The sequence below is a fragment of the Streptomyces sp. NPDC088747 genome (genome assembly GCF_044751025.1).
Classification (GTDB): domain Bacteria; phylum Actinomycetota; class Actinomycetes; order Streptomycetales; family Streptomycetaceae; genus Streptomyces.
Window position 1 is genome coordinate 129,008 of sequence record NZ_JBIVKZ010000007.1, and the last position, 18,426, is coordinate 147,433.

Below are 18,426 nucleotides of genomic sequence, written 5' to 3' on the forward strand. Positions count from 1 at the left end.
TGAGTGAGTGAGTGAGTGGGTGAGTGAGCGACCGGCCGGTCGTCGCGAGGGGGACGTGCCGCAGGGTGGGCTCTTCGGGACAAAATTATCAATGCACTAATCAGCCGAACCGTATTGAGATCGTTTATCCAGTCTGTAGGCTCCCCCTGTCATGACTCGGACCACCTCTCCCAGGTACAGTCCGTCATCACTCACACGCCGGGGACCCCAGTGGCAGTCCACGCACGAACCTCACCACCCGTGAACCGTCCGACAGATCAGGAGACGGTTCCCAAGCGCCGCATGTCGCTGCGGACGATCCTGTTCGCCCTCGCCCTGGTGCCCTGCCTCGTCCTGGTCGCCCTGGCAGTGACGAACTCGGCCCAGCAGTACGGGGAGTGGCGTGAGGTCCACGACCGGCAGGGTTCGACGGAGCGCTTCACCGAGCCGCTTCTCGGCGTCATCTCCGCTGTGCAGACGGAGCGGCGGCTGACCTCGATGGCGCTGTCGGCCCCCCAGGCGGACCGGGCCGAACTGAAGCGTCAGCGCGGGCTCACCGACACAGCCGTGCGACGCCTCGACGCGCTCTCCGGCTCCGTACCGCAGGACCTAGGCGAAACGTTCCGGAAGCTCGACCAGGCCATGGGACGACTGCCCGACCAGCGCGACGCCCTGGACCAGGGATCCGCCGACGCGGAGCAGACCTTCGACGACTACACCGAGATCATCACCTGGGACCTGGAGATGTTCGAGGGCTTCAGCAACGTGGGCTTCGGCGAACAGGCCGAACTCGGCCGGCCGACGTTCGACGCCGCGTGGGGCCTAGAGATGATCGCGCGCGAGGACGCGATCATCGCCTCCGGGGTGGCGAGCGGCCGGCTCTCCGGTGAGCAGCGCTTCCAGCTCGCCGGCGTGATCGGCGCCCAGCGGCACATCTACGACGACAAGATCGTGGCGCAGCTGCCCGCGCCGTTGGCCAGGTCCTACGAGAGCGTGTTCTCCAGTGCCGACTGGAAGGAGAAGACCGGGATCGAGACGGGCCTCCTCAGCACCAAGAACGAGGACGAGGCAGGCCGGACCCCCGTGGCCGACTCGGTCGCCCAACAGTGGCAGCAGGTCCGCACCGACATCACGCCCGAGCTGGAGAAGGCCGGCGCCGCGGTCGCCTCCGACCTGGACGACGTCACCAACGGCGAACTCGACGGCCTGGTACAGACGTTGATCATCACGGCCGCCGCGAGCGCGGCGGCGGTACTGCTCCTCCTCCTGTTCACACTGCGGCTGACCGGAATCCTGCGCCTGCGGATCTTCGCGCTCCGCTCGGAGGCCCTGGAACTGCAGACCCGGCTGCCCGACATGGTGGAGAGGCTGCGCCGCGGCGAGAAGGTCGACACCGACGCCGAACTGCCCGAGATCCGCCACGCCGACGACGAACTCGGCCAGCTCGGCCAGGCCCTCAACCAGGCCCGCGGTTCGTCCCTGGAGACCGCCGTACGAGAGGTCGAGCTGTACCGCGGCTTCGAGCGCCTGCTGCAACGTATCGCCAGGCGGACCCAGTTGCTCATCGGCATGCAACTCAGGCGGCTCGGTGAGATGCAGCGCCAGCACGAGGACCCCGCGGTCCTCGAAGGCCTCTTCGACCTCGACCACCTCGCGGCCCGGCTGCGGCGCTACGAGGAGAACCTGGTCATCCTCGGCAACGGACAGCCGCAGCGCCGCTGGCGCAGGCCCGTACTGCTGCTGGACGTCCTGCGTTCCGCGCAGAGCGAGGTACAGGACTACCGCCGCATCCGGATCGACATCGACGTCGAGGCCTGGCTGTCCGAGCGCGCCGTCGGTCCCGTGGCGCACCTGCTGGCGGAGCTGATGGAGAACGCGGTGTCCTTCTCCAAGCCGCCGACGCCGGTCGAGGTGACCGTGTCCCAGGTGGGCCGCGGCGTCGCGATCGAGATCGAGGACCGCGGCATGGGCATGGAGCCCGACCAGTACGACGCGGCCAACGCGCTGATGGCCGAACCGCCCCGGATGGACGTCATGTCCCGCGCCGACGACGCCCGGCTCGGCCTGTACGTCGTGGCCCGGCTCTCGGCCAACCTGGGTCTCAAGGTGGAGCTGCGGCCCTCGTCCTTCGGCGGCACCCGGGTGGTGGTCCTGGTGCCCGGGGAGCTGATCACGGACGGCGGACCGCTTCCGGAGGAGATCCCGCCCGACGCCTTCCATGCCTATCCCGACCAGCTCGCGCTGTACAGCACGCCCGCTCAGGAGGACGTCCACCCCGATCTCCGGCCGAGGATCCGGCCCGGCGACCGGGAGGAGTTCGCCCGTCCGCTCGTGGGTCCCTGGATCGAACCGCAGGCCCGGCCCGCTCCGGCTCCCGCTTCGGCTCCGGTTCCGTCTCCGAGGCGGGCCAACGACCCGCTGCCCCGGCGGGTACGGCAGGCCAGCCTCGCCGCCGAACTCCGGCAGCCTCCCCCCGCGCACCCCGAGGCGCCGTACGCGGACCCGGCCGAAGCCCAGCCCCTGCCCCGCCGCAACGGGGCACGTCCCGGCGCCACTGTCGGCGCCTTCCAACGCCAGTCCCGGGCCGCCCGGCTAAGGCCCACCCCCGAGCACCAACCCAACGATCCCGCACCGGGACCCGAACGGACCCGGAAGGAAGACGGACGATGACTCTGCGAAGCACTGCCACCAACTCTGACCTCGACTGGCTGCTCGATCGTCTGGTCGACCAGGTTCCGGGCACACGGAACGCCGTGGTGCTGTCCGACGACGGCCTGGTCGTCAGTCAGTCCAGCGCCATCGCCCGGGTCGATGCCGAACGTCTGGCCGCCATCGCCACCGGGCAGCAGAGCCTGGCGCGCGGAGTCGGTGAGGTGTTCGGCGGCGGTGCGGTCCGCCAGCTGATCATCGAACTGGACGAACTGTGGCTGTTCATCAGCTCCGCCGGCCGAGGCACCCACCTGGCGGTCGTCGCGGACCAGGAGGTGGACGCGGAGGTGATGGCCGTGGCGATGGACACCCTCGTACAGCAAGTGGGACAGCATCTGGGCACCGAGGTACGGGTCGTCCAGGGGCTGGCGCAGGAGTGGGGATCCACCCGGTCCGGCGTGGCAGGAACGGGGGGAGGACGTGAGTGAGACACTGGGCCGACGCGGCGGCGGACGACGATGACTCCGAGGAGAGCCTGGTCAGGGCGTACACGGTCACTCAGGGTCGCACCTCCTCGGTACGGGGCGACCTCACCCTCATCACGGTGATCGCCACTGTCGCCGGGCTCGGCGACCAACAGAGCGACCGCAGCCTGCAACCCGAACACCGGCTGATTCTGAAGCAGTGCCGCACTCCCGTGGCGCTCGCCGAGGTCTCCGCCATGCTGCGACAGCCCATCGCGGTCACGAAGATCCTCGTCGACGACCTGCTCGGCATCGGACGAGTGGCGATCCGGCCACCGCTCACGGTGGTGGCCGGCGAGGAACCGGACTTGATTCTTCTTCAGGCGGTGAAGGATGCCCTACTCAGACTCTGACGAACAGCAGACCGGGATACCGGTGTCGGAGGCGGGGACGGCCACGGCACCCGCCGCGATGAAGATCCTCATCGCCGGCGGGTTCGGCGTCGGCAAGACCACCATGGTCGGCTCCGTGAGCGAGATCCCGCCCCTGAACACGGAGGAGCAGCTGACCGTCGCGGGCCTCGGGGTGGACGACCTCGACGGGGTGGAGGACAAGACCACCACCACAGTGGCGCTGGACTTCGGCCGGATCACGGTCAGTTCCGAACTCGTCCTGTACCTCTTCGGCACTCCCGGCCAGGAACGCTTCTGGTTCATGTGGAACGACCTGGTGAACGGTGCCCTCGGCGCCGTCGTCCTCGCGGACACCCGGCGACTCGAGAGCAGTTTCGCGTCGATCGACTTCTTCGAGAGCCGCCGCGTCCCTTTCGTGGTCGGCGTCAACTGCTTCCACGGAGTGCGGGACCGCACCGTGTCCGAGGTCAAGGACGCCCTCGACCTGGACCCGGCCGTCCCCGTGGTCATGGGCGACCTTCGCGAACGACGGGCGAGCCGCGACCTGTTGCTCGCCCTCGTAAACCGGCTGATGGGCGGTCGCGTACCGCTCCCGATCCGCCATTGACACAGCAGCGGTGCGGTCCGGGCCGACACTCCCGGCCCGCACCGCTGCCACCTTGACGCGGCCGGTCTCCCACCCCAGGCTCGGCGCCCCGACTCACGCTCCACATCACGGCGTCGAGCGGACCTTCCGTTGGCCATGCACGCCTGCCGTGTCTGCCGTGCCTTCCGTGCCTTCCGTGCCTTCCGCGCCTTTCGCGCCTTTCGCGTCGGCCGTGACCACGAGACCCGTCCGCCTCGCGCGGAAACTGCCTGGCTGTTGAGTTCGTGGTGCAGGTATCGTCCGGTCTCCTCGGCCCGCCGTAGCGGCGGTTCATATTCGGAGAGCGATGCAGATGACCGGCCGGCGAGCAACAACGACCCTGTGGCGTCCCACCGGCCCCAAGGAGCTGGATCTGGTCCGGGAGCTGAGCTGGCGTGCTTGGCCGCCCCGGTTGCCTGAGCAGCCGATCTTCTACCCGGTTCTCAATGAGGACTACGCGGTCAGGATCGCGCGCGACTGGAACGTGAAGCACGACGGTGCCGGGTTCGTCACTCGTTTTGAGGTCGAGTCGGAATTCCTGAGCCGGTACCCCGTTCAGCAGGCGGGTGGGCGGACCATCCTCGAACTCTGGGTTCCGGCCGAGGAACTGGACGACTTCAACGCCCACATGGTCGGCGAGATCCAGGTGGTGCACGAATTTCGCTGAGGCGGGGAGCAGGCGGACAGGGCACGCTTCGCCGCGATGATCCCGGCTGGGTGGGGTGATCACCGCGGCGGAGGTGTTCTACTCCGTGCCGTCCGCAGGCAGGCGCTCCGGCAGCCCCAGCCCCGGGAACCGGTCGTCGTGGAAGGTGATGATCTCGGTGATTGCCCCGCCGGTGACGCGCAGGACGTCAATCGTCAGTGGCAGGTACGCGCCCTCTCCCTTCTGCCACAGGTAGAAGGCGATGGCGGGCTGTCGGTTCACGGAGGTGGGGACGGCGCGGAGGCCCTTCATGTCCTCGAAGCCGCTCTCGACCCAATCGTTCACGACCGTGTCGCGGCCGACATACACGCCCGGCGTGGGCGGCATCGAGCAGCGGACGTCGTCCCGCAGCAGCGTGGCGAGCTCTCCGACGTCCGTGGCCACACTGGCGTCGGTGTAGCGGCGCACCAACTCGCGTGTTCCGGCGTTCTGTTCGCCGCCGGTCCAGTCCTGCCGCTCGGCGGGCAGGTGCTCCCGCATGCCGGCGCGGGCCCGCTGAAGCGCGCTGTTCACGGAGTTGACGGAGTCGCCGAGGAGCTCCGCGACCTCCTTCGCGCGCCAGCCGAGCACGTCCCGCAGGATCAGCACGGCCCGCGGGCGCGGCGCGAGGTGCTGCACCGCGACCAGGTACGCCAGCTCGATGGTCTCCCGCGCGACGGCGAGGGTCTCCGGCTCGTCCGCGTCACCCGCGGGCAGCTCGTCGAGCAGCCGGTCCGGGTAGGGCTGCAGCCACAGCACCTCGCCGCCGGTCGCGGGCTCCGGGCGGCGCTTGGCGAGCAGGTCCAGGCAGGCGTTGGTGGCGATCCGGTACAGCCAGGCCCGGAACGTCGACCGCCCCTCGAACGTCTCCCGGCGCCGCCAGGCACGGAGGAACGTCTCCTGCACGGTGTCCTCGGCGTCCTCGAACGACCCGAGCATCCGATAGCAGTGCACGTGCAGCTCCCGCCGGTGCCGCTCCGCCAGGCCCGAGAACGCGGGCTCGTCGGCCTCACTCAGATCACGCACACCCAGCTCCTTCAGCTTCAGCACCGTGTCCGCACTCATCACGGTCATCCTTCCCTCTCGCCGTGTCCCGTCGTAGGTGTGACGGCCACGGGCGCGAGAACTCATCACTGGGGTCAGCGGGCACGGCCAAGAGATGCCGCTGACGTCAGAAACCAGGGTGTGAAATCGTCCACCAATTTGAGGTCGGAACTTTAGTGGAATTTGACTCGCTAAGCCGGCCGGTGAATCGGCAGGTTTACTCCGAGACTGCCGGGGGACCCGGACGAGGAACCTATTTCGATCAAGACTGAGGTGAGTGACTGTGGCTGCGGACGAAAAGGGTCAGGCCAAGGGCGAGCAGGTCGAAGGCAAGGTCAAGAAGGTCGTCGGCGGCGCGGTGGGCAACGAGTCCCTGAAGGCCAAGGGCCAGGCCGAAGAATCCAAGGGCGACCTCCGCGCGGCCAAGGAAAAGGCCAAGGACGCGGTGAAGCCCAAGTAGGCTCCCAATGCATGGATCTCGACAGCCGAGCGGCTGTCGAGATCTACGCATGTCCGGGCCCGTGAATTGAGCGTGGAATATCTCGATCGAGCACATCGGTCGAGCGCAGGGACGACGGACGAGGCCTGCGACAGAGGGTGATCTTGCGGGTCGAGGCCGGCCGGAGTGTCGGCGTCCTTCAGGAGGGGGCCGGCCATCAGCCGGCTCCGGCGCGGTTCGACTAGATGACGGCCACCGGGGTGAGCTACTCGGCTATGTCACCTGGGGCGGCGCCACCCGAAACGGAACCCGGACCGCCGTGGTGTACGTGACCAGTGGCGGCGGACCGGACGCCCAGAAAGCCATGACCACACTTGTGGGTCAGGAGTTGTGCCGGACCCGCTCCTAGCACTCCAGCCGTAGACATTGACACTGATCCCGCCGGTGGACCGCCCCCGCGGTCCGACGAACCACCCGGACACTCCGCCGCCCAGCGAGCGACGGTGGTGCGGTTCATCTCGCAAGGGCGGAGAGGACCTGGGTACTTCTCGAAGGCCGGGTCCGGACCCCGCATATGCCGCTAGCATGGCGATGACCAGGGGAGATGCGGTGGTTGGTGCGGTGGACGAGCTCGACGGCGACGGCTTCGCGCGGTGGGTGCGTGCCCGCAGGACCGAGCTGTACTACACCCAGGAGGAGCTGGCCGGCCGGGCCGGTGTGAGCGTCCGCACCGTGCGGAACATGGAGGCCGGCCGTCCCGCGCGGGCGCACACGTGCAGGCTCATCGTGCAGGTACTCGCAGGAACGGCGGCAGGGGCACGATTACCCGCCCCGCCGATGGCCCCCCGGCCGTTACCTGCCCAACTCCCCTCCGCCGTCTTCCCGTTCACCGGACGCGACGCTGCCCTGGGCGCGCTCGACGCGATACTCGGCGACTTACGGGACGAGACACCGTCGGACACCGTCGCCGTGATCACCGGCGCGGCCGGTACGGGCAAGACCGCCCTCGCCCTGCACTGGGCGCACCGCGTCCGGCACCGCTTCGCCGGCGGCCAGCTCTACGCCGACCTGAACGGCTACGGCGGCGGCCCTGCCGATCCCCGCGACGTCCTCGCCGGGTTCCTGCGGGCACTCGGCGTCGGATATCCCGCCGTACCCCGCGCCACCGCTGAGCGCGCCGCCCTCTTCCGCAGCCTTCTGTGGGACCTGCGGCTGCTCGTCGTCCTCGAGAACGCCACGACCGTGGACCAGGTGTTGCCGCTGTTGCCCGGCACGCCCGCCTGCCGAGTCCTGGTGACCAGCAGGGAGCGGCTCGGTCCGCTGGTGGCCTGGCGCGGTGCCCGGCGCCTTGAGCTGGGCCCACTGTCCGACACGGCGTCCCGGGACCTGCTGCGCGCGCTGATAGGGCCAAAGGTCGAGGCGGACCCGGAGGGTACCGAGGCGCTGGTGCGGCGCTGCGCCGGTTCGCCCCTGGCCCTGCGCGTCGCCGCCGAGGTGGCCGGGGAACTGCCGCTGGCGAAGCTGGCCCTGACACTCCCGACCATCGTCGACACCGGACCGGGCCGGCTCGGCGGACCCGCGCGTACCGGGCTTGACCTGCTCGCTGAGGCGGCGCGGAGCGGCCGGTCGGTTTCTCACTCCGGAGAGGGCACCGAGCTGGGCCCGGACGCCGTCGCTTCCGGAGACGGCCCCCGGCTCGGCCGGACGCTGTCGCCCTCACCCGCGACCGAAGCCCTCAGACTCCCGCGTGCCGGAACGTGACGCGGTCGGCCGTCTCGACCATCTGCCGGGCGAAGGCGCCGGAGCCGAACGCGTCCTGGTCGACGCCGAGGGCCGTGGCCATGGCATCCGCCAGCGCACGTACGTCGATGACCCGCTCGTCGCCGACCGCGAGATCCGGCACGAACAGCTCGGGACCGTCGCCGTCGCCCAGCGGCCGCAGGTTCTTGGTGACCGTCCCGTCGACGGCGCCGTTCTCCAGCCCGAAGTGCAGGGACTCCGCTCGTCTGCGCAACTCCAGCCGCCGCACGGTTCCGGTGAACAGGCAGAGCAGGACGTTCCGGGACAGCGCCTCCCGGCGCAGCACTGGCAGCGCCTCCCCGCCGAACCGCTCGGCGAACCCGGCGATCTCCAGGTCCGGGTACCCGGAGACGACGTCCGAGCGGATCAGCGCGCCGGTGACCGTCGGCAGGGCCGGCGGCAAGGCGTGCGAGGCGTCCAGCTCCGCGTCCACCGTGCCGACCCGGCCGACGCTGTACGCGCCGTCCACCAGGCAACGCACCCACTGCTGGTCGATGCCGAGGAACCGGATCGTCTCCACCGGCAGCAGCCGCTCGTCGGGTACCAGGTAGGCGAAGGGCACCCCGCGCAGTTCGGCGAGCCCGGTGAGCCAGTCCACGGCGCCGCCCGGCAGTGTGTCGTCGATGCCCGCGATCTCCAGGGGGTGGTCCGCTCCGGCGGCTGACGGTGCGCCGGCCCGCTTGTGCGCCTGGTCGCGTCGGCGTTTCCACTCGTACAGCGTGGTGGAGAAGTCCTTGCTCTGGAGGGCGAGCAGTCGGCCGAGCTGCCACGCCGAGGCGAGGCTGACGTCGAACATGCCCAAACCGGAGTGGTAGCGCAGCAGTTGGTCGGCCGCCTGCACGGGCGTCGACCACAGGGCGGGAGTCTCGTCCGCCGCGACCGGACCGGAGGCGAACGGGCCCCGATACCAGGCCACGGTCCGCCCGCCGCCGCGCAGAGTGTGCCGCACGGGGACGTAGCCGCGGGCCAGGAAGGTCTTCGCGAGGGTGCTGGCGCCGACGTCCGTGACCGGGGCCGATTCCGGCAGGCGGAACGGACTCCAGCCCCGGGACAGTCGCCGCACCAGCGGCGCGAAGGACCGGCCGACGTCCACGGAGGCGAACCGCCAACTGGTCAGCGACACCAGCCGTACGGGCGCGTCGGGCGCGCCTGACCCGAAGTCGAAAGCCGGGGCGCCGTCCTCAACTGCCTTGTAGCGCCCCGCCAGTGACACCAGGTGGACCGTGCTCGCGCGCCCCGACGGCGGCAGCCGGTTGCCGATCACCAGGGCGGTGTCGGCGCCCTCGCCGCGCCGCACGTGGGCGAGCAGCGGCAGGTCGACGGCGTTGGGCAGCAGCGTCTCCAGCAGGGCCCTGGGTACGTCGATGACGGTCGCCCGCTCCTCCTTGCCGTCGTCAGTCACGGTGACGACCTGCGGGGCGGGTTGCTCGTCGCCCGCGAACAGCAGGAGAGCCAGCCAGGGGACCGGGGTGACGCCCTCCGCCGGCGGCGGGTCGGTCGCGCTGTGCTCCCAGGGCAGCGTGGGCCGTGACAGCACGATGTGCGGCAGGGAGTCGCTGTGGTCGCCGAGACTTCCCTCCGGCGGGAACACCGCCTGTACCAGTTCCGGTGCGAGGGTGTGCGGGTCCGCGGCGACGGTGAACCGGCGCACGGTCGTGAACTGCTGCACGGGTTCGTCCGGCGGCAGCACCGTCTGCGTCACGGTGACCGTGTACTCGTCTCCCGGCAGAGACGGCACCAAGTGGTCCACGAACGCGAGGCGTTGCGGCTCCGTGGTCGTGATCATGCCCGCTTCCCCTTGCTCTGTGTCGTCGCGATCCGCGGGACGGCCCGGAAGTCCCCGCTGCGGAAGCCGGTCAGGTCGATCGGCACACCGGCGCCGAGCAGAGCCGTGGCGATCGCCGACCTGGCGGCCGCGGTGCCCGGCGCGGTGATGTCCGCCTCGATCACGCCCAGCCCGTCCCGACCGCCGGTCTCGGCGAACGGCGCCGGGGGCAGCCACCGGAAGGCTTCGTCGGCCGGAGGGGTCAGCTCGGTGCCGTCCTGGAGCGCGGCCCTGGTCAGTGAGGGCGCGGGCCCTGTCGGCTCGCTGGGCGGCAGTGGCCGCACGGTGAAGCCGGTGAGCAGCCCGTCGACCGTCGCGGCGGCGCTCAGGGACGGCTTGAGGTTGTCGCCCCACAGTGCCGAGGGCAGGTTCTTGCGTACAGGTGCGTAGGTGAAGCGGCGTCCCGCGTCGTTGTCGTCGGAGTCGGTGATCTCGATCGAGTGGGTGGAGCCGACGTTCGTCTGCTTCGGCACGCCGAGCGGCGCGATGCCGAACGCCGTGGAGCCGCTGTCGGCGGGCAGCGGGACGTTTCCGCCCCGTGTGGCCGTCCGGCTCGGTATGACGCAGTCGGTGACCAGGACCAGTTCGAGGGCGTTGACGAGCCCGAGATCGTTCTCGCCGGGGTCAGGGCCGGGGGAGGCGCCGCCCGCCAGGACGACGGTGACGGCGTCGTTCGGCCGGGGCGGCAGGAACGAGGTGCGGAAGGCGGTCCACGAGATGGCGTCCGGCGAGGTCCGTGCAGCGTCCGAGCCGAGGGACACGTCGAAGGAGAACGGGCCGACGTCCACCGTCGCCTGCCCGCCGAACTCCGGCCCCCACAGGTCGACTCCGGCGTCCACCTGTACCCGCACGGTCTGGGTGCCGAAGGCCCAGAAGGTGTAGGACGCCCCGACGGAGATCCGGAACGACGCCTCGTAGTGGTACGGCTTCCAGCCGATCAGGAAGTCCATCGAGGCGCTGAACCACGCCTTCGTGCTGCCGTCCTGGTAGGTCGCGCTGAATCCGGCGCCCGCCATCAAGGCGGACGGCGTCAGTGCGAAGTACGCCCCGCCCTTCATCGCCAACTGCGGCGAGACCTGCCAGGAGAAGCCCAGCCGTGGCACGGCGGGGTAGTGCGCCGGTACCGCGTACCGAGGGTGGTAGCCGCCGACGGTGACGATGAAGTCGCCGGTGTGGGTGTCTCCGAACCAGGTCTGGAACGCGAAGCCCCCGGTCAGCCGGCAGTCCCGGGACAGCAGGTAGGAGTCTTCGGTGAGCTGCCCGCGGATGCCGAAGAACCCGTCGTCGGGCACCAGGGTCGCCTGGAGGGCGAGTTGCACGCGCGCGATCGGCGCCACGCCGGGCGTCGAGGTGTCGGCGGTCGGGAGCTGCATGGTGGACAGGCCCAGCAGGTTCACCTCGAAACGTCTGCCGAACCCGACGACGAGCAGCAGGAAGCTGTCGATCATCTGGAACGAGGTGAACCGCAGCCCCACCGCGAGGAAGAAGTCTCCGGCCGACGGCGGCAGGTAGTCGCGCAGTGCCCGCAACTTGGCGCCCACGTCCACGGTGTCGCCGCCGCTCGGTGGGGACATGACCTCCGTGACGAGCGGGAACGTGGCGATCTTGTCGATGGGCGGCGGGACGAGTCGGCGGTTGAAGCCGAACCCGGCGGCCAGCCCCCGCACGAAGAAGACCGGGGGCCCGCCGATGGGGTAGTTGAGTGCCGCGTACACGAACAGCGATGGTCCCTGCGGGAGTTGCATGTACGAGCCCAGCGCGGAGAGCTGCAACTGCCCGGACCGCAGCACAGCCGCGCCGTTGTAGGAGTCGTACGTGGTCCCCTCGTACACGACGGTGTCCTTGAGGAACGCGCCGCCGATCTCCACCGTGCCTGAGCTGTAGGTGACGCCGAGTCCGCGCAGCGAGAAGCGCGGGCCGGAGGCCAGGTCGCCGGGGGCGATGCCCACCGACAGCCCGTCGAGGGACAGGCTGAGCCCGGCGATGGACAGCGACGCGTCGAGGAGGAACGCGAGGACGGCGTCCGCGTCGGGCGGACGCAGCAGGGTGAAGCCGACCCGCTCGAACGTGACCGGGCCGAGCTGCTTCTGGACCGGGTACCAGGTGACGTCGTCGACGGGGGTCACGGCGGCAGTGGTGGTCAAGGCCGCGACGGGGGCCGGTGGCAGTAGCGGCGGTGGCGCGGCGCCGATCTCCAGCCGGATGTCCGTGCCGCCGATCCGCAGGTCCACGGTCGCCCGTGTCCCGCCCGCAGTGGGGGCCAGCGGCGGCACAATCGTGGGCAGCAGCTTGTTCACGGCGGTCAGGTCGCCGGCGGTCAGGGCGGCTGAGCTGTACACGAACCTCAGTCGTCGCGCGCTCAGCGTCGTCCCCGCGGGCAGCCGCTCGCCCACCAGGGGCAACGAGGCCAGGTCCGCGTCGAGGGCGGCCCCGAGGCCGACGGCGAACCGTCCCTGCGCGGCACCGGCCGGCCGGACATACGCGATCAGCGCGGACTCCAGCCCCACGGACAGCCCCTCGGGCACGGCGTCGGCGGCTCCGGCCGACAGGGCACCGACCAGGTCGCGCAGCGTCAGGGTGACGGGGCCGTCCTTGGACGCATAGGCGGCGACGAAGGTGCTGCTCTCCTCCGCGCTCCGGTCGAAGGCGATCCGGAATGTCTGCGTGCCGACGGTGAGCGATCCGCCGAAGGTCGCGGAGTATCCGGAGGCGCCGCCCGTGGCGCGCTGGAGGGCGATGTCGATGGTCAGCGACACGGGCGCGCCGGCGAGGGCGAGGGTGCCGGTACAGCCGAGGACGAACGCCCCGGTGCCGCTGCGGTATTCGACGTTCACCCCGGTCAGTGCCAGGTCGCGCAACGGCTGTGGCACGTCGCCGACGCCGAAGGAGGCGTCCAGGTCGTCGAGGAGGTCGCCGATGGCCAGGACCGAGCCCGGGAGGGTCGCGCCGGTGAAGATCCAGCCGTTGGCCGGCCCGTCGTACCCGGCCGATAGGCCCAGTCGGGCGGATGTGCCGATGCCGATGACGCCGGAGATCCGGCCGGTCAGCCCCTGCATCGCCGTGTACTCGACGGAGGCGCCGAGCGACTGGATCGACAGGGGGCCGGCGGTCCACTCGCCGGTCAGGGACAGGGCCGCGGTGTAGGAACTCGTGGACGGCTGAGCCGAGAACGACGCCTCGGTGACGGTGAGGCCGGCCGGGACGCCGTCCGTCGGAAGGCCGAACGGCTCCAGGGCCGCGGTGATCGGCAGAGGATCGCCGGGGTGCAGGAAGCCGCGCACGGTCAGGTCGGGCAGCCGGACGCCGATGTCGAAGCGGAGTGCCCCCAGTGTCAGTTCGGTGAGGACCTCGACCGAGCCGAGGGTGAGGGCGGTCGGGTCGAAGGTGACGCGCACCGCCTCAATGGCGGCGTCGATGCCGTCGACGTCGAGCCCGAGGCCGCCGAGCCCGCCACCGGCCGTCCCGCCGATCCACTCGATCAGGTCGGCGATTCCGGGGAACGTGTCGCCGTCGCCGGGAACGACCTCGGCGGTCCACATCCTGCCCGGGGCGATGCCGACGCGGACGTCCACCGCCGTGCCGCCGATTTCCAGGTGGCCGACGAGAGTCACGGAGAACGAGCCGGCCGCCACGGACGCGGCGATGTCGAGCCCGTCGAGTTCGAGGACGGACGGTACGGGCGTCCACTGTGCGGCGGGCACGCTCAGGACGAAGGCGTAGCGGGGAGCCAGCACGGTGCCGGGGAAGAACGACATGCTGAACTTCTCGGGCGCCAGGGTGACCACGGTGCCCAGCGCGTCGAGCCCGACGGGCACGGGCAGCAGGGACAGGGACCCGCCGACCCCGATCGCGAGCAGGTCCGTGGCACGTACGCCGGTCACCGCCGAGCCGAGGGTCACGTGCCAGCCCGGGAAGCCGTGTTCGGTGACCGAGGCCACGGCCACGTTCACCACTGTGCCCGCGAGGTCCATGGTGCCGGTGGCCGTCACGGTGACGACGGGGGCGGCGGTGACCGTGACGGTGACCGTGACGGGACGCACGGTCGTGCCGGCGAAGCCGGTCACCGGCCAGGTGTCCGTGGTCGACCCCGTCAGGGTCAGCAGGCCGTCCGCCAGGGCCGGACCGCCGGGGGGCGCGGTCAGGCGAAGGCGTCCGTCCGGGAGGCCGCTCAGCAGGTCGCGCAGGGGCTGCGGCAGCGCGGTGTCGGAGCCGGAGAGTTCAAGGGACGTGCCGCGAGCGGCAAGGGTGTCGCGCAGTGCGGCCAGGTCGGTCACGGTCGGGCCTCCGGCTAGAAGTTCACGGGATCGAGGGCGACGCCCGGTGCGGGGGCCATGCCGGCGACGCCCGGCATCGACCGGTCCCAGTAGGAGACGGTGTACGAGCCCGCTCCGGGGGCGCCCTGGCTGCCGGCCTGGGTCACGCTGAGTTGGATGTCGCCCAGGTGTGCGCCGGGGCCTCCGTTGTCTCCGGCGACCCTGCCCTTCTGCGGGTGCCCCCGCTGCGGTATCACGGGCACCGCCGGGGCCGCGGAGTAGGGCACCTCGGGGCGTACGTGGCGGCAGTTGGTGAGGTAGAAGTTGCTCACCGAGGCAGCGGCCTGGAGGCGGGCGGTGGTCTGGACGTGCGGGTGCGGGTAGTTGTTGGGCCCGCAGGAGATGATCGGGGTCCTGGGTGTCGCGGAGTTCAGGAACGCCGGGGGCACCATGACCGCCGCCGGGTTGCTGGTCGCCGTGTTGGCCCCGTGGTGGCCGCAGGTGTAGGCGGCGATCCTGGGCGGACCCGCGACCGCGGCACCGGCGGCGTTCGGCAGTGGATGGTTCGTCAGTGCCACGCCGAGAGCGTCCTCGCCGTCGTAGGGGAGGTCGCCGCAGGTCATGAACGCGAAGTTGTTGAACCGGACCACGACGCCGATGCTGGCGTTGTTGCTCGGGGTGTCGGTGAGGACCGGGACCGGGGCGTTGGGCCCCTGCCAGGCCCTGCCCTGGCCGTTCGCCGGGTTGGGGCCGGACACCACGACGGCGACCGGTGCCGTCGCCGGGTTGGCGGGGGCACCGCCGGCCCAGAGCAGCTCGGTGCCCATCGGCGCGAACGCGTACGGCCGGGCGGCGAATCCGGGCGGGATCACCACCTGCTGGGCGGCGGCCGTCTCGACGTGGCCGGCCAGTGCGCCTGTCCACAAGGGGGGCGGTGGTGTGGTGTTGCCGATGTCTATGACACGGGTGTTCCGGAAGAGCCCGTCGGTGCTCAGCGCCGGAATCCCCGCCGTCGTGCACAGCAGGCCGGCCAGTGCCCACGCGACGTTCGCGGTGACCGTGGCCTGGGGCAGACCCAGTGCCTGGTCCTGCCCGGCCTTGTAGGCCACGGCGTACGCGTAGTTGACTCGTTGCAGGGGAGTGGCGACCAGGCGCGCTCCCAGGGGCATACCGCCGTCTATCCAGTTCCGGAGGACGCCGTCCGCACCCTGTGCGCTCTGGAACGCCATCAGTTGACTGTTGGGCACCGCCGGGACGGTGGCCAACATGACCCCGACGGTTTGGGTGATCCTGTTCAGGTGGGCCGCAGTGGCACCGTGCATGACCGCCATGGCGGCCGCCGCGGCGGCGACATGGAACCGGCCGGGGTTGGCGGCGTGGGGCCACGCCGCCGCCACGGCCAGCCCGGCCACATGGTTCGCGAGCTGCCATGCGTTGTCGGCGCGCAGGAGGCCGATCAGTCCGCCCAGGTGGTCCATGTCGTAGTTGGTGGAGATCATGACGTCGACGTTGTTGACCCCCGCCGCCGCGATCTTGTTGTGGATGTCGGGCGCCGACTGCTGGTGGCCGCCGTCGATCAGCAGCGTTCTTGTGGCGGCGGCGCCCAGCACGGGATCGCTCGCCACGATCAGGACGCTCTGGCCCTGTCCCACGTCCAGGACGTGGATATCGAGCTGCCAGGCCATCAGGTGACCTCCCGCAACTGCCACACGCGGAAGTGCGGGATCGCCGGGTCTGCGGGGTTGCGGGGAGAGGTGTAGACCGAGCGGCGGCCCGCGCCGTCGTTGATGTCGGAGGAGAACAGGTACTCGTCGCGGTCGGGGTTGAACACCTTCAGCGTCAGGGTCCCCGCGGCCAGCTTCTTGAGGACGCGCAGCTCCGCCTCGCCAATGGTGACGCCGCCGACGGTGAGGGCCGGGGTGACCACCTCGGCCGCGGTGAGCCTGGCTGCCCACAGGGCGGAGAGCGTGTCGACGCCGGGTTCGCCGGTCTTGAGGTGGAAACCGTCGCTGCGGGCCTCGATGCGGTGCCGCCACTGGCCGGCGCGGGCGAAACGGATGGTCGGCGCGCCGTTGGCCGGGCCGCCGGCGGCCTGATGGACGTCGATCTGCACCGCGTCACTCGACAGGACGGTGAGCCGGGACGACGGGTCGGTGGTACCGATGCCGACGTGGTTGCCGAGCGGGTTCAGCGCCAGGGGACGTAGACCGTGGCCCTGGATCCACGTGTAGTCCGTGTGGTAGCCGAGACGCAGGTTCGTTCCGGCGCCCGTGACCGGACCGAGGATGAGGGTGCCCGCGCCCGCGTTGTTGCCGACGTTGCCCGGGTCGAGGATGTGCAGCCGGGCCTTGGGATTGTTGGTGCCGATACCGACGGCGGTCTGCGAATAGAGCAGGGGTGCCTTGCGCACCGCGGCGGTGAAGGACCCGTCGACGTAGTCGGGCAGGTTGACCAGGTCGACGTAGACGTTGGCGACGCCCAGCGAGGGCGGCGCGATCACCCCGGTCAGTAGCAGGTCCAGGCGACCACCAGGCTCCAGTTGTGTGGAGGTATCCGGGCGCAGCCGCCACTGGGCCCGTTCGCCCGGGAAGGAGCGCTGGGGTGCCTCCCATGTGGTGGAGGGCACCGCGAGCGCCATCCCGGCGCCGTTCTTCGCGGCGCCGGTGACCAGGGCCCACTCCCGGACCTCGCCCTGCTCCTGCACCTCGAAGGAGACGAAGATCGCGGTGGCGTCCGAGGCTGTTCCGTCACCGTCACCGTCGGCCACTTCACCGGCGGCCTCGTCGAGTCCGCGGAGCCGTATGGGTACGTCGCGGGAGGTGTTGGCGATGCGCAGCCTCAGCGTGTTGGGGGTGGCGCCGTCGCTCAGGACGGTGTCGCCGTCCACGAAGTCGATGTGCAGGGGCAGTTCCCTGCGCCCGCGGTGGTTGACCAGTTCCAGGACCTGGAGCCGGGTGCCGGTGAGTTCCTGCGGGTCGCCGCGGTAGGCGAGTTGCCGGTAGGACAGCTCGACGCGGGTACCGCGGGTGCCGCCGCTCCCGTCGCCGTTGAGGCCGAGGAGCGTGACAGTGAGCGAGCCGCCGGGACGGATCGCGGGCGGCTGCGCGCCGGTGAGAAGGAGGTAGAGCGTGTCGCCGCCGCCGCGCACGGACCAGCCCGCGGTATCGGTGCGGGGCACGGACCCGCCGGACAGCGTGCCCGTACGGAAACTCAGGGCGAAGTGGTGGTTGTCAGGGCCCGCCTCGCCGGTCAGCGGCACCGGGACGACCTCGTCCCGGGAGGCGTTGGTCAGCCGCAGTGTCATCGGGTGGTCGCCGGGGGCGTCGTCGATGAACAGGACGGGGTGCTCGTCCTCGTTGAGCAGCTCGAAGCCGACGGGGTAGGTGCGCACGAAGGCCGACAGCTCGGCCTCGTCCTCGGCCATGTCCAGCCGGATGTCCTCGGGGGTCAGCACGCCGCCGTACACGCGGACGTGCGCCAGCCGTCCGGACAGCCGGCCGCCTCCCGACAGGCCGCGGCCCACGACCAGTTGGGGTGTGTCCTTGTCGGGGGCCGGCTTGTCGGGACGGGGCGTGCGCGCCACGGGTTCGCCGCCGACGTGGACCGACAGTTCGGCGGGGTCCGCGGTGACCGCGATGTGCTGCCATCGGCCCGGCCGGACCGCGCCCGCCGGGGTGGCTCCCGCCTCGGTGCCGTCGGGGAGCACGTGCCGAAGGCTGCCGTCCGGCTCCAGGACCAGTGCCGGTCCGGCGAACGGGAGGACGGCCAGCGTCCGGCCGTCGCCCGCCGAGGAGTCGGTCCTGACCCACAGTTCCAGGGTGTGGACGTAGGGCAGCGGGCCGGCGGCGGCAGGCAGGACGAGGGCGTCCGCGTCGCCGTCCAGGGTCAGGCAGCTGCCGAACAGTTCGTCGGGCACGTTCTTCGGATCGCCCTCCGCCGCCCCGTTCAGACGGTTGCCGGAGGAGTCGGGGATGCCGCCGCTCTCGACCAGTTCGTCCAGGTGCCAGTGCAGCAGTGGCCCTGCCGTGGTCATGTGAGGCTCTCTCGGGCGTGGTGACCGGCCCCGGGATGCGCGAGTTGGGTCCGCGCCTCCTCCTGGATGCGGTCGATGAACTGGTACACCCGCGCGTACGGGAGCTGGCCGAGCGCCTCCAGCACGAGGTTGGCCTCGTCGAGGCTGAGCTCCAGGGTGAGGGTGAGGGTGAGGGAGGGGGAGGGTGGTGAGGTGGTGTCTGTCGGCGTCATCCTGG

At 70.9% G+C, this 18,426-nt stretch carries 13 protein-coding genes; 7 read left to right on the forward strand and 6 right to left on the reverse strand.

The window, feature by feature from the left end; translation table 11 throughout:
* The first annotated feature begins 240 nt into the window (after window positions 1-240).
* The 5 genes from ACIP79_RS18560 to ACIP79_RS18580 all read left to right on the forward strand — a co-directional run bounded on the left by ACIP79_RS18560 (window position 241) and on the right by ACIP79_RS18580 (window position 4,797).
* Window positions 241-2,649, forward strand: coding sequence for a nitrate- and nitrite sensing domain-containing protein (locus ACIP79_RS18560; RefSeq protein WP_401224504.1), 2,409 nt, complete (start codon window positions 241-243; stop codon window positions 2,647-2,649).
* Entirely contained in the window at window positions 2,646-3,116 is a 471-nt protein-coding gene (locus ACIP79_RS18565; RefSeq protein WP_383690390.1) for a roadblock/LC7 domain-containing protein, read from the forward strand. The genes ACIP79_RS18560 and ACIP79_RS18565 overlap by 4 nt, the downstream gene beginning before the upstream one ends.
* Window positions 3,113-3,505: a DUF742 domain-containing protein gene (locus ACIP79_RS18570; RefSeq protein ID WP_401224506.1), complete on the forward strand. Its 393-nt coding sequence runs from the start codon at window positions 3,113-3,115 to the stop codon at window positions 3,503-3,505. The genes ACIP79_RS18565 and ACIP79_RS18570 overlap by 4 nt, the downstream gene beginning before the upstream one ends.
* Window positions 3,506-3,563: 58 nt before the next feature.
* On the forward strand, window positions 3,564-4,112 hold the full coding sequence (locus ACIP79_RS18575) for a GTP-binding protein (RefSeq protein ID WP_401224978.1): 549 nt from the start codon (window positions 3,564-3,566) through the stop codon (window positions 4,110-4,112).
* 331 nt (window positions 4,113-4,443) lie between these two features.
* Window positions 4,444-4,797, forward strand: coding sequence for a hypothetical protein (locus ACIP79_RS18580; protein WP_401224981.1), 354 nt, complete (start codon window positions 4,444-4,446; stop codon window positions 4,795-4,797).
* A 78-nt stretch (window positions 4,798-4,875) separates the two neighbouring features.
* On the opposite strand, the gene ACIP79_RS18585 is transcribed toward ACIP79_RS18580, so the two are convergent.
* The gene (locus ACIP79_RS18585; protein WP_401224509.1) at window positions 4,876-5,880 is read right to left on the reverse strand and encodes an RNA polymerase subunit sigma-70; all 1,005 of its coding nucleotides are present in this window, start codon (window positions 5,878-5,880) and stop codon (window positions 4,876-4,878) included.
* Window positions 5,881-6,142: 262 nt separating this feature from the next.
* Between ACIP79_RS18585 and ACIP79_RS18590 the strand changes: the two genes are divergently transcribed.
* Together ACIP79_RS18590 and ACIP79_RS18595 are read left to right on the forward strand one after the other, a co-directional pair.
* The gene (locus ACIP79_RS18590) at window positions 6,143-6,319 is read left to right on the forward strand and encodes a CsbD family protein (protein WP_387178602.1); all 177 of its coding nucleotides are present in this window, start codon (window positions 6,143-6,145) and stop codon (window positions 6,317-6,319) included.
* Window positions 6,320-6,907: 588 nt separating this feature from the next.
* Window positions 6,908-8,059, forward strand: coding sequence for a helix-turn-helix domain-containing protein (locus tag ACIP79_RS18595; protein ID WP_401224511.1), 1,152 nt, complete (start codon window positions 6,908-6,910; stop codon window positions 8,057-8,059).
* Here the strand turns inward: ACIP79_RS18595 and ACIP79_RS18600 are convergent.
* The 5 genes from ACIP79_RS18600 to ACIP79_RS18620 are packed head-to-tail and all read right to left on the reverse strand — an operon-like array spanning window position 8,034 to window position 18,421.
* On the reverse strand, window positions 8,034-9,884 hold the full coding sequence (locus ACIP79_RS18600) for a hypothetical protein (protein WP_401224512.1): 1,851 nt from the start codon (window positions 9,882-9,884) through the stop codon (window positions 8,034-8,036). The two genes, ACIP79_RS18595 and ACIP79_RS18600, sit on opposite strands and share 26 nt — an antisense overlap.
* A complete protein-coding gene (locus ACIP79_RS18605) occupies window positions 9,881-14,197 on the reverse strand; it encodes a DUF6603 domain-containing protein (protein WP_401224515.1) in 4,317 nt (1,438 codons plus the stop codon). The genes ACIP79_RS18600 and ACIP79_RS18605 overlap by 4 nt, the downstream gene beginning before the upstream one ends.
* A gap of 14 nt (window positions 14,198-14,211) precedes the next feature.
* Window positions 14,212-15,861, reverse strand: coding sequence for a hypothetical protein (locus ACIP79_RS18610; protein ID WP_401224517.1), 1,650 nt, complete (start codon window positions 15,859-15,861; stop codon window positions 14,212-14,214).
* Window positions 15,861-18,209 carry a LamG domain-containing protein gene (locus tag ACIP79_RS18615; RefSeq protein WP_401224519.1) on the reverse strand — a complete coding sequence of 783 codons (2,349 nt, stop codon included), beginning with the start codon at window positions 18,207-18,209 and terminating at the stop codon, window positions 15,861-15,863. Before ACIP79_RS18615 ends, ACIP79_RS18610 begins: the two co-directional genes overlap by 1 nt.
* Window positions 18,206-18,421, reverse strand: coding sequence for a hypothetical protein (locus ACIP79_RS18620; protein WP_401224520.1), 216 nt, complete (start codon window positions 18,419-18,421; stop codon window positions 18,206-18,208). Before ACIP79_RS18620 ends, ACIP79_RS18615 begins: the two co-directional genes overlap by 4 nt.
* Window positions 18,422-18,426: the final 5 nt, after the last annotated feature.

Bases quoted from the DNA above. Each gene is read 5' to 3' on its own strand.
- ACIP79_RS18565 (WP_383690390.1), top strand. From the start codon at position 2,646: ATGACTCTGCGAAGCACTGCCACCAACTCTGACCTCGACTGGCTGCTC.
- ACIP79_RS18575 (WP_401224978.1), top strand. From the start codon at position 3,564: ATGAAGATCCTCATCGCCGGCGGGTTCGGCGTCGGCAAGACCACCATG.
- ACIP79_RS18580 (WP_401224981.1), top strand. From the start codon at position 4,444: ATGACCGGCCGGCGAGCAACAACGACCCTGTGGCGTCCCACCGGCCCC.
- ACIP79_RS18585 (WP_401224509.1), bottom strand. From the start codon at position 5,880: ATGAGTGCGGACACGGTGCTGAAGCTGAAGGAGCTGGGTGTGCGTGAT.
- ACIP79_RS18600 (WP_401224512.1), bottom strand. From the start codon at position 9,884: ATGATCACGACCACGGAGCCGCAACGCCTCGCGTTCGTGGACCACTTG.
- ACIP79_RS18610 (WP_401224517.1), bottom strand. From the start codon at position 15,861: ATGGCCTGGCAGCTCGATATCCACGTCCTGGACGTGGGACAGGGCCAG.
- ACIP79_RS18615 (WP_401224519.1), bottom strand. From the start codon at position 18,209: ATGACCACGGCAGGGCCACTGCTGCACTGGCACCTGGACGAACTGGTC.
- ACIP79_RS18620 (WP_401224520.1), bottom strand. From the start codon at position 18,421: ATGACGCCGACAGACACCACCTCACCACCCTCCCCCTCCCTCACCCTC.